The sequence below is a fragment of the Nonomuraea sp. NPDC004186 genome, assembly GCF_053603495.1.
Window position 1 is genome coordinate 100,547 of sequence record NZ_JBSGFQ010000036.1, and the last position, 10,259, is coordinate 110,805.

General features: G+C 68.9%; 8 protein-coding genes. 5 read left to right on the forward strand and 3 right to left on the reverse strand.

What is annotated here, in order from left to right:
- Window positions 1-259: 259 nt before the first annotated feature.
- Window positions 260-1,249, forward strand: coding sequence for a helix-turn-helix transcriptional regulator (locus ACWEPL_RS27915; protein ID WP_363962222.1), 990 nt, complete (start codon window positions 260-262; stop codon window positions 1,247-1,249).
- 39 nt (window positions 1,250-1,288) lie between these two features.
- Window positions 1,289-1,666 (forward strand): DUF5319 domain-containing protein, encoded by a 378-nt coding sequence (locus ACWEPL_RS27920; RefSeq protein WP_090930411.1) that lies wholly within the window; start codon window positions 1,289-1,291, stop codon window positions 1,664-1,666.
- Window positions 1,667-1,775: 109 nt separating this feature from the next.
- On the opposite strand, the gene ACWEPL_RS27925 is transcribed toward ACWEPL_RS27920, so the two are convergent.
- Window positions 1,776-2,411: a sigma-70 family RNA polymerase sigma factor gene (locus tag ACWEPL_RS27925; protein WP_132334441.1), complete on the reverse strand. Its 636-nt coding sequence runs from the start codon at window positions 2,409-2,411 to the stop codon at window positions 1,776-1,778.
- 759 nt (window positions 2,412-3,170) lie between these two features.
- On the opposite strand from ACWEPL_RS27925, the gene ACWEPL_RS27930 reads away from it, so the two are divergent.
- Window positions 3,171-4,379 carry a sialidase family protein gene (locus ACWEPL_RS27930; protein WP_452437883.1) on the forward strand — a complete coding sequence of 403 codons (1,209 nt, stop codon included), beginning with the start codon at window positions 3,171-3,173 and terminating at the stop codon, window positions 4,377-4,379.
- 70 nt (window positions 4,380-4,449) lie between these two features.
- On the opposite strand, the gene groL is transcribed toward ACWEPL_RS27930, so the two are convergent.
- Window positions 4,450-6,072, reverse strand: a complete 1,623-nt coding sequence (gene groL / locus ACWEPL_RS27935) for a chaperonin GroEL (protein WP_363962220.1) — start codon at window positions 6,070-6,072, stop codon at window positions 4,450-4,452.
- 73 nt (window positions 6,073-6,145) lie between these two features.
- The gene (gene groES / locus ACWEPL_RS27940; protein WP_043623565.1) at window positions 6,146-6,457 is read right to left on the reverse strand and encodes a co-chaperone GroES; all 312 of its coding nucleotides are present in this window, start codon (window positions 6,455-6,457) and stop codon (window positions 6,146-6,148) included.
- A gap of 252 nt (window positions 6,458-6,709) precedes the next feature.
- Between groES and ACWEPL_RS27945 the strand changes: the two genes are divergently transcribed.
- Window positions 6,710-7,987, forward strand: a complete 1,278-nt coding sequence (locus ACWEPL_RS27945) for a class I SAM-dependent methyltransferase (RefSeq protein ID WP_452437884.1) — start codon at window positions 6,710-6,712, stop codon at window positions 7,985-7,987.
- A 186-nt stretch (window positions 7,988-8,173) separates the two neighbouring features.
- Window positions 8,174-10,162 carry a hypothetical protein gene (locus ACWEPL_RS27950; RefSeq protein ID WP_452437885.1) on the forward strand — a complete coding sequence of 663 codons (1,989 nt, stop codon included), beginning with the start codon at window positions 8,174-8,176 and terminating at the stop codon, window positions 10,160-10,162.
- The last annotated feature ends 97 nt before the right edge of the window (window positions 10,163-10,259 follow it).

A 10,259-nucleotide genomic window follows, 5' to 3' on the forward strand; every position in this document is an offset into this window, starting at 1 on the left:
ACGCTTGGCGCCACCGAACCCCCCTCCGCGTCCTGATGGCCCGCTGTCGCTTCAGCCCTCACAGGATGCCGACGCTAGGTAAAGCCTGCGTTACGGAACGGAACAACGCAATGTGAAAACGTGCAATTGCACGAAGTTGCACACCGCGCTCCGACCAGTCACCGCAACGGGGGGACACGAGCGTAATGCGGGGTTATCCTCACGGCACGCCCGTGTCCCCCCAACGGAGCCGCCCATAATGCGCAACGAGCCCCGTACGATGCCTGATCCTTTCGAGACGCTGGGCCTCGACCCGACGCAGACCGCGCTGTACACCGCGGTGTTGCGCCTGCACCGCGCGACCCGCACCGATCTCGCGCAGGCCATGGACGGTCCCGTCGAGAAGGTCGGCCGCCAGCTCGACGACCTCGTCAAGCTGGGCGTGATCGACGAGCAATCGGGGGAATACCTGGCCAGGCACCCGGCCGCGGCCCTCGGCAGGGTGATCGCCGATCGGCTCGACCGGCTGGCGGAGGAGAGCCGCAGGATCGACTCGGCACTCGGCTCGATCCGGTCGCTGATCCGCGACTACGACGCCGGCCGCGACTACCAGAGCGGCACCTTCACGGTGGAGATGGTGAACGGGGCCGACGTGCTGTACGAGAGCGTGGTCGGTATAGCCGTGCAGTCTCCGCCGATGGAATTATTGACCGCGGTTCCCGACGAACGCACAATGATCGATTTCGCGCGCAAATTTGCGGAACTATGGATTGACGCGCAAGAACGAAAACTTCTCACGGTTCACGTGATCATTCCGGTTTCGACTCTGGTTCTGCCGGGCGTACGCGACCAGCTCACCCGGGTGCTGGAGACGGGCGGCAAGGTACGCACGCTGGACCGGGTGCCGAGCTGGTTCATGACCGCGGGGCCCGAGGTCGCGGGCCTGCCCCCGTACTGGGGCGGCAACCTTCCGGACCACGCGTACAACTTCTATCTGATCCGCACGCCGATCGTCGTGGGCATGCTCCGCACGCTGTTCAGGGAGCTGTGGGCCAGGGCCGTGCCCCTGCCGTGGGGCCGCCGGGGCGATGGCATGGTCCAGGTCCTCCGCCTGGCCGCCCAGGGCATGTGTGACGACTCCATAGCCCGCCAACTGGGCGTATCGGTGCGAACGGTCCGGGCGAGGTTCGCGGACGCCATGTCCGAACTGGGCGCTCAGTCGCGTTTCCACGCAGGCGTGGAGGCGGCCAGGCGCGGATGGCTGAGGTAATGTCCACCGCTCGGGCCGCTTCGGTCATATGGTGGGAAGGTGCTGGAAGACGTCCCCCGCGACCCGTTCGCGGACGACCCGAACGACCCTTCCTCGGCGATGGGCGCCCTCGACGACGCCGAGCCACTCACCGCAGCCGAACGCGACGAGGCCATCACGGACCTCGCTGACGTCGAGGTCTTCCGCTCCCTGCTCGAACCGCAGGGGGTCCTGGGCCTCGTACTCGACTGCCCTGAATGCGGCGAGCAGCACTTCTTCGACTGGGAGCTGCTGCGCGGCAACCTACGACAAATGATCGAGAAAGGCCAGCCGCAGGTCCACGAGCCGGCCTTTCACCCGGACCCCGCCGACTACGTCAGCTGGGAGTACGCCAGAGGCTACGTCGACGGCGTCATCGACACGGAGGAACGCCGCTGACCGACATCATCGAGCAGCACGGCCAGCAACCGCACGGCTGGATCGCCTGAGTCAGGGCTCTCTCCACGACCGAGCGCGTCGAGCAGCGCGTCGGTCTCCTCCTCTGGCGTCAAGCCGACTCCAGCTCGGCCATCTGCCGCAACCTGGCAAGCGCCCGATGCTGGGCGACACGAACCGCACCCGGTGACATACCGAGTACATTACCGGTCTCCTCAGCCGACAACCCTGACACCACCCGCAACAGCAGCAACTCGCGCTGATTCTCGGGCAATCTGGCCAGGAGCCTGCGCGCGTGCTCGACCTCGATGTAGCGGACCACGGTCTCCTCGGGCCCCGGCCCGTCGTCCGGCCCATCGGGCAGATCCTGAGTCGGTACGGCCGAGCGCACCGAACTCCGTAGCGCGTCGGCCACTTTGTGCGAGGCGATCCCGAACACGAAGGAGGCGAACGGCCGCCCCATGTCGCGGTATCGCGGCAGCGCGGACAGGACCGCGATGCACACCTCCTGGGCTACGTCATCGGCAATGTGATATTGCCCTGAAACCCTGCCCAGCCGGGCGCGGCAATACCGCACCACCATCGGACGCAACTCACCGAGCAGGGATTCGATCGCACTGCGATCTCCCTGCACGGCGAGGCTCGTCAGTTCCCTAAGGTCGGAGTCATCCGTCCGTGCCGGAAGTCTCGACGCGAGCCTTACCCCAATTTTGGCGTCGGCGACGCTTCCCTCGCTCACGATAGGCATGATGCCCGCACTGATCCGGCCTGTCGTCATGGCGAACGGCTACGGATTGGTCACATTGAAGCGACGATAACGGGCAGTAATCAAATGACCACACTAAGGCTTAACTAGTGACATAATGTTTCATCCCATAACCTGGAATGCACGACAATTGTCAGATCCCGGACGCTTATCACCCACTGCCGGTTTACTCCAATAATCCACCTTTTCCGCCCACTTCTCCCCAACCGCCCGCGCCCAAGGGGTCCCGGGGCAAACGGCATGCTCCTCACACCGGCGACCCGCTTCGCGCGATGGAGAGCCCAGGCAGCCCTGAAGGGGCAACCCCGATCCCCACCCACCAAGAGCCGTTCCGGCAGAGCGTCGTCACCACCACAAGCGCAACCGCTCGCCCCACAGCCGACCGAGCCCTCAGCCGACAAGGCCTTCACGATGCGCGCCGAAGGACGAACGGGAGCGCCCGTTCCGCCGCGTCCACGACCGCGGTCGCCGCCGGCAGGTCGTCGCGGACGCTGCCCTCACCGATCCAGGTGCTGCTGGTCGGGTACGCGCTTTCGTGCCGCGTCGTGCGGATGCGATCGACCGGGCGAAGGATCGCTCCATGGACGCCCCGAACCGCGCCCGCACCGCATGTGGAACCGCCAGGTGGCCGCCGGCCGTCGCCGACGCACCGCAACCACGGCGCCGATCTTCAGGAGGCAGTGGATCAGGGGGACGACCGATGAGACGATCATGGCCGCGAACGCGTAAATGGAGGCATTGATGCGTACATTTCGGACGTTCACCGCGGCAGCCGGCGCACTCATGGCCGTGGCCCTCAGCGCATCACCCGCGGCGGCCGCGCAGGCCCCCACGTACGTCTTCCACAAGCAGACCCTGTGGAGGTCGATCCCCGCCAGCGGATCCCAGGGGGCCACCTGCTACCGGCTGCCGGCGGTCGTGAAGACCAGGAACGACGTGCTGCTCGCCTTCGCCGAGCGGCGCAACAAGAACAACTGCGCCGACCACGGCGCGTTCGACGTCGTCATGCGGCGCTCGACCGACGACGGCGTCACCTGGGAGGCGAGCAGGGTCGTCCTGCCCAGTACGGCCGGAGCGGCCCTGCAGGGGAACGCGACCGTGGTCGCCGACTCCGGCGGGCCGGTGTTCCTGTTCACGACCTCGGAGCCGACCGCGTCCCAGACGACGCCGCGTACGCCGAAGGTCCAGGTCAGCACGGACGACGGCGTCACCTGGTCGAGCCCGAAGGACCTGTCGGGGGTCATCAAGGCGCCCGCGGGCGCCGGGGACTGGTTCGCCACGGGGCCGGGGCACGGCATCCAGCTGACCCAACCGGCCCACAACGGCCGCCTGGTGGTGCCCGTCTACTTCAGCGTGGGCGACACGCAGAGCGTACGGCTGATCTACAGCGACGACCACGGCGCGACGTGGCAGATCGGCGCGACCGCGACCTACGACAAGTCGGTCCTGAAGCTGGGCGAGCAGACCCTGGTCGAGCGGACCGACGGCGGCATCCTCGTGATCGCCCGCAACGGCGCCGTACCCGACGACCAGACCTCCGTCCACGGCCTGGCCCGTGGCGTGAGCACGGACGGAGGCGAGTCGTTCGACGGCGATTTCCGGGCCGACGGCGCCGTCACCGCTCCGCCCACCCACCCGGCCCTGCTACGCCAGCGGGACAAGGCCCCCTACACCCGGATCCTGCTCTCCGCGCCCGCCACGCCGAAGACCGACAACAACCCGGTGGGCATGAACGTGCGCTCGTCCTTCGACGAGGGCGCGACCTGGCGGAACTACGACAACTCCACCAACAACGCGGGGGTGAGGATCGACGGCGACCACGCCGGATATTCCGACATGGCGCTTCTCGGCAACGGCGCGATCGGCGTCCTGTACGAGGCGGGCGCGAACCGCTTCCGGGACGAGATCCGCTGGAACTGGTTCTGGGAGAGCGCGATCGGCCTGCGTTGAACCGTCCCCGGAACGCCGAACGGCCCGCAACCCTTTCGGGTGTGCGGGCCGTGGCGAGAGAAGAGCCGGGTCAGTGGCCGTGGCCGTGACCGTGCCCCGCGCCGCCGGCGGCGGGGGCCTCCTCCTCGGGCTTGTCCACCACGAGCGCCTCGGTCGTGAGGAGCATGCCCGCGATCGACGCGGCGTTCTGGACGGCCGAACGCGTGACCTTCACCGGGTCGATGACGCCCTGCGCGATCAGGTCGCCGTATTCGCCGGTCGCGGCGTTGAGGCCGTGGCCCGCCTCCAGCTCGGCGACCTTGTGCGTCACCACGTAGCCCTCGAGACCGGCGTTCTCGGCGATCCAGCGGGCCGGCTCGACCAGGGCGCGGCGCACGACGCCGACACCCGTGGCCTCGTCGCCCGTCAGGCCGAGGTCGTCGAGAGTCTTGGAGACGTGGATCAGCGCGGAGCCACCGCCGGAGACGATGCCCTCCTCGATCGCGGCGCGCGTCGCGGAGATCGCGTCCTCGAGGCGGTGCTTCTTCTCCTTCAGCTCCACCTCGGTGGCGGCGCCGACGCGCAGCACGCACACACCGCCGGCGAGCTTGGCCAGGCGCTCCTGCAGCTTCTCGCGGTCCCAGTCGGAGTCGGACTGCTCGATGGCGAGCTTGATCTCCTTGACGCGGTCCTCGATGGCCTGCGGGTCACCGGCGCCGTCGACGATGGTGGTGTTGTCCTTCGTGACGACGACGCGGCGGGCCGTGCCGAGCACCTCGAGACCGACGTGCTCCAGCTTGAGGCCGACCTCCTCGCTGACGACCTGGCCACCGGTGAGGGTGGCGATGTCCTGCAGCATGGCCTTGCGGCGGTCGCCGAAGCCCGGGGCCTTGACGGCCACGGAGGTGAAGGTGCCGCGGATCTTGTTGGTGACCAGGACGGCCAGGGCCTCGCCCTCGACGTCCTCGGCGATCACGAGCAGCGGCTTCTTCGTCTGGGCGATCTGCTCCAGCAGCGGCAGGAAGTCCGCGATGGAGGCGATCTTGCCCTGGTTGATCAGGATGTAGGCGTCCTCGAGGACGGACTCCATCCGCTCAGGGTCGGTCACCATGTACTGCGACACGTAGCCCTTGTCGAACTGCATGCCCTCGGTGAACTCGAGCTCCATGCCCATGGCGTTGGACTCTTCGACGGTGAGGACACCGTCCTTGCCCACCTTGTCGAACGCCTCGGCGATCAGGTCGCCGATCTGCGCGTCCTGGGCGGAGATCGTCGCGACGTTGGCGATCTCCTTCTTGTCGGCGACCTCGCGGGCGCTGTCGAGCAGCTTGTCGCTGATCGCCTTGGCGGCCTTGTCGATGCCGCGCTTGAGCGACAGCGGCGAGGCGCCGGCGGCCACGTTGCGCAGGCCCTCGCGGACCATGGCCTGGGCCAGCACGGTGGCGGTGGTGGTGCCGTCACCCGCGATGTCGTTGGTCTTGGTGGCAACTTCCTTGGCGAGCTGGGCGCCGAGGTTTTCGTAGCGCTCTTCCAGCTCGATCTCACGAGCGATGGTCACACCGTCGTTCGTGATCGTCGGCGCACCGAACTTCTTGTCGATGACGACGTTGCGGCCGCGCGGGCCGAGGGTTACCTTCACGGCGTCGGCGAGGGCGTTCACACCGCGCTCGAGCGCGCGGCGGGCATCCTCGTCGAACTCCAGGATCTTCGCCATTGTTTGAAAGTCCTCTCCTAGCGTCGAAAGCCCCGGCCGCCCTCAAGAGCGCCCGGGGCTCGACACATCCGGCTTACTTCTCGATGATCGCGAGAACGTCGCGGGCGGAGAGCACGAGGTACTCCTCGCCGCCGTACTTGACCTCGGTGCCGCCGTACTTGCTGTAGAGGACGATGTCGCCCTCAGAGACGTCGAGCGGAATCCGCTTGTCGCCGTCCTCATCCCAGTTGCCGGGGCCCACCGCGAGGACCTTGCCCTCTTGCGGCTTCTCCTTGGCGGTGTCCGGGATGACCAGGCCGGAAGCGGTGGTCTGCTCGGCCTCAAGCGGCTGAACCACAATGCGGTCGCCGAGCGGCTTAACGGGAACCTTGGTGGCGGTCGTCACGATCGGACCTCCCCTTCAGATTTGAATGATCTAGAAGAGGCGACCAGCTGGGCCTGCCGTCGCGGGTGTCAGACCTGCCTCGTCGCACGTTGGCACTCTCAAGGGGAGAGTGCCAACAGGAAACATATGCAAGAGGGGCTTGACAGTCAACACGAACGCGTCTGCTGAGAGCGATCAGACCGAATCCACCCCCTCTGGATACGGTACGCCCATGGTCCGACCGGGTCGGACATGGCACTAACGTCGGGTGATGTGGACCTTGACGCCTTCGACGAGCTGCTGACACCGCGCGGGCAGCGCGCGCTCGCGGAGGCCGTGGAGCTGGTGGGCACGGATCCGGTGGCCGCCGCCACGAGGCTGCGCAAGACGTACGACGCCGCGCTGACCTCCGCGGCGCTCACCCAGGCGGGGCTGCGGGAGCGCGCCAGGGCCAAGTTCGGCGAGGACGCCGGGCGGATGTACTTCACGCCGCACGGCCTGGAGCAGTCCACGCGGACGGAGGTCGCCGAGCACCGCGCCCGCCGCCTGACCGCCGAGACACGAGCGGACGCGCCCCCGCACGGACCGGACGCGCCCCCGCACGGGCTCGGCGTCGCGGACGCGCCCCCGCACGGACCGGACGCACCCCCGCACGGGCTCGGGCGTGGGCTGAGGGTCGTGGACGCCTGCTGCGGCGTCGGCGGCGACTTCCTCGCGCTGGCCCGCGCCGGCTGCACCGTGTCCGCCGTGGACACCGACCCGCTGACCGTCGCCGTGGCCAGGGCCAACGCCGACGCGCTCGGGCTGGCCGACAGGGTGACGGTGTCGGTGGGGGACGCGGCCGAGGTCCGGCCGGAGGAGTACGACGTGCTCTTCGCCGATCCGGCCAGGCGGACGAGCCGGGGCAGGACGTTCGACCCCATGGCCTACTCCCCGCCCTGGCCGGTGGTGCTCGACCTGGTCTCCAGGGCCTCCCGGGCGTGCGTCAAGGTCGCCCCGGGCATCCCGTACGAGTTCATCCCCGGAGGCGCCGAGGCCGAGTGGGTCTCGTACAAGGGCGAGGTCAAGGAGGCCGCCCTCTGGAGCGGCCAGGAGGGAGCAGCGGGGCGCCGCGCCACCCTGCTGCCCGGCGGCCACACTCTGACCGCCACGGGCGCCGAGGCCGCCGTCGGCCCGGTCGGCAGGTACGTCTACGAGCCGGACGGCGCGGCCATCCGGGCACACCTCGTGGGCGAGGTGTCGGAAATCGTGAACGGACGCCTGCTCGACCCGATGATCGCCTACATCACCGGTGACGACCGGATCGACACCCCATGGGCGGCCAGATATGAAGTAGAGGACGTTCTCCCCTTTTCAGGGAAAAAGCTGCGCGCCGCCCTCCGTGAGCGACAAGTCGGAAATGTCACCATCAAGAAGCGCGGCTCCGCCGTCGACATCGAGCGCCTCCGCTCAGATCTCCGCCTAAATGGCGAAAAATCGGCAACTATCATCCTTACCCGAATCATCGATAAGCCATCGGTCATCATCTGCGACACCTCTCCACCTGCCTGAACCGGTCATTCTGCCGTTAACCTCGATCTTTCTCTTCGCCCCTGACGGACCTTGATCGAGAGGCTAAGGTGGGCGGACGGGAGTTCTCCCCTGATGCGGTTTTCCGCGTTCCCGCTCGTTCATCTGAAAATCGACCTATATCCCACCGCTGCGCGGCAGACCGTCGGCGAGCCAAAGGAGCTTTCGGTGGACCATTCCAACCACACCACCCTTCTCCAGGCAGGAGGCCAGTCCGGCATCTCCGAGAGGATGCGGGACCTGCTGGCGCGCGCCTCGCAGGATCATGTGTACGAGCAGCGCACGCAGGGGGCCGTGCTGGACGAGATCCGCCAGCGGCTCGAAGGCATGGAGTGGCTGCTGCGCGAGGTCCGCGAGCGCGAGCTCGGCGGCCTCAGCGGCACGCTGCAGGCGGTCAGCGGGCGGCTCGACGACATCACCGCCAAGCCGCCGATGTGGGCGGAGGGGCTGGCTCAGCACGTCGAGGCGGTACGTGACCACGTGGACGCCGTCGGGGAGCGGATCGGGGACGTGGACGCCCGCGTCGCCCCGGTGGCCGACCTGCCCGGCCTGCGGGCCGACCTGGGCACCATGGGCGAGGGCGTGGACGAGGCGCTCACCCGCCTGCAGACGGTGCTCGACAGCACGGACGGCCTCACGAAGGGGATGTCCGACTTCGCCGCCACGCTGGCCACGCTCAACAGCAGCATGGAGGCCGCCGCGAGCCGCTTCACCAGGCTCGACAAGTCGATGGCCGACCTGACCACCCGCACCGACCGGGTCGAGGTCGCGGTCGGCGACCTGTCGGAGCACCTCACCGCCCGGCTGAGCGCCCAGGACAAGCAGCTCTCGGTCCGGATGGACGAGACGGACCAGCGGCTGACCACGCGGCTCGTCGAGGCCGACCAGCGCCTCACGACCCGCCTCGACGACACCGACCAACGGCTCTCCGACCGCCTCGACGAGACCGACCGGCGACTGACGACCCGGCTCGACGAAACCGACCAGCGGCTGACGGTCCGCCTCGGCGAGAGCGACCAGCGACTGTCCGACCGCCTCGACCAGACCGAAGAGCGGCTCTCCGACCGGCTCGACGAGACCGACCAGCGGCTGTCCGACCGGATCGACCAGACCGGCCTGCGGCTGAGCGCCCGGATGGACGAGACCGACCAGCGCCTGGCCACCAGCCTCGTCGAGGCGGACGAGCGGCTGGCCAGCCGCCTCAAGGAGTCCGACGAGCAGCTCGGCAGCCGCCTGTCCGACGTCGAGCTGCGCCTCGCCACCAGGCTCGACGAAGCCGACCGGCACCTCGCCATCCAGCTCGGCGAGAGCGAGCAGCGCCTGAGCGCCCGCCTCAGCGGCGTGGACGCCCGGCTCGACCGGGTCGAGGGCAGGCTCACGGGGCTCGACTCGCGGCTCACCGGGTTCGACAGCCGTCTGGAGTCCGCCGACGAGTGCCTGGCCGACATCGACACCAGGCTCGACGGCCTCGACGGCAGGATGGCCGGCGTCGACAAGCGACTCCTGTCCGTGGACAACCAGCTCGGCGGCGTGGACAAGCGGCTGGGCACCGTGGACGGCCACCTCGGGCGCCACGACGACAGGTTCGACGCGCTCGACGTACGCATCGACGCCCGCTTCGGCGCCCTCGACGAGCGCATGGCCACCTCCGACCAGCGCCTCGGCGAGCTGTCCACGCGCAACGAGGGCCGCTTCAACAAGCTCGACACCCAGATCGACTCCGTCGACGAGCGCCTGGTCGAGGCCGAGGAGCACCTGAGCAGCCGGTTCGACGGCATCGACACCCGCTTCAACGGGCTCGACACCCACCTCAACGGCCTGGCCACCCGCGCCGAGCAGGCCAGCGCGCACCTGGAGTCCGTCGACGACCGCATCGAGACCGTCAGCGAGCGCGTGGGCCGCCTCCCCGAGGCCCTGGCGGGCCAGAGCGAGCTGCTCCAGGCGCACGCCGGTGACCAGGCCGAGCGCCTGACCGCCGCCGCGAGCGCGCTCACCGAGCTCGTCACGGCGCGTCCCGACCGCGACCAGCTCACGGAGACGGTCACCGGCATCGTCCAGCCCGCGACCGACGACCTCACCAAGCGCCTGGGCGCCCTGGAGGAGACCATGCTGGCCCTGGCCGAGGCCCTCCTGCGCCCCACCAGGGCCAAGGACTAGGACTGACTTCGGGGGGTGGGGGGGGGGGACGCGGGGCCACCCCCCCCCCCCGCAAGGCGGGTGTGGGGGCCTGGGGTGGGGGGGGGGGGGGACCCGC

Excerpts from the sequence above, each read along its gene's own strand:
- ACWEPL_RS27925 (WP_132334441.1), bottom strand. The coding sequence starts at position 2,411 with ATGCCTATCGTGAGCGAGGGAAGCGTCGCCGACGCCAAAATTGGGGTA.
- ACWEPL_RS27930 (WP_452437883.1), top strand. The coding sequence starts at position 3,171 with ATGCGTACATTTCGGACGTTCACCGCGGCAGCCGGCGCACTCATGGCC.
- ACWEPL_RS27915 (WP_363962222.1), top strand. The coding sequence starts at position 260 with ATGCCTGATCCTTTCGAGACGCTGGGCCTCGACCCGACGCAGACCGCG.
- groL (WP_363962220.1), bottom strand. The coding sequence starts at position 6,072 with ATGGCGAAGATCCTGGAGTTCGACGAGGATGCCCGCCGCGCGCTCGAG.